Origin of the sequence: Enterobacter sp. K16B, assembly GCF_020216105.1 — a bacterium.
In the GTDB taxonomy this organism is placed as follows: Bacteria; Pseudomonadota; Gammaproteobacteria; order Enterobacterales; family Enterobacteriaceae; genus Enterobacter; species Enterobacter sichuanensis.
This window is the reverse complement of sequence record NZ_JAIWJZ010000181.1, coordinates 1-475: the sequence shown is the minus strand read 5'-3', so window position 1 is coordinate 475 and position 475 is coordinate 1. Positions and strand designations below refer to the sequence as shown.

1 rRNA gene is annotated in these 475 nt (G+C 54.7%); it reads left to right on the top strand.

Annotated features, from left to right (window positions below):
* Positions 1-15 precede the first annotated feature (15 nt).
* Positions 16-475: ribosomal RNA gene (locus LDK53_RS22360) — 16S ribosomal RNA — on the top strand; the annotation flags it as partial.

The following is a 475-nucleotide window of genomic DNA, read 5'->3' as shown; positions in this document are numbered from 1 at the left end:
GAGCATCAAACTTTTAAATTGAAGAGTTTGATCATGGCTCAGATTGAACGCTGGCGGCAGGCCTAACACATGCAAGTCGAACGGTAGCACAGAGAGCTTGCTCTCGGGTGACGAGTGGCGGACGGGTGAGTAATGTCTGGGAAACTGCCTGATGGAGGGGGATAACTACTGGAAACGGTAGCTAATACCGCATAACGTCGCAAGACCAAAGAGGGGGACCTTCGGGCCTCTTGCCATCAGATGTGCCCAGATGGGATTAGCTAGTAGGTGGGGTAACGGCTCACCTAGGCGACGATCCCTAGCTGGTCTGAGAGGATGACCAGCCACACTGGAACTGAGACACGGTCCAGACTCCTACGGGAGGCAGCAGTGGGGAATATTGCACAATGGGCGCAAGCCTGATGCAGCCATGCCGCGTGTATGAAGAAGGCCTTCGGGTTGTAAAGTACTTTCAGCGGGGAGGAAGGCGTTGTGG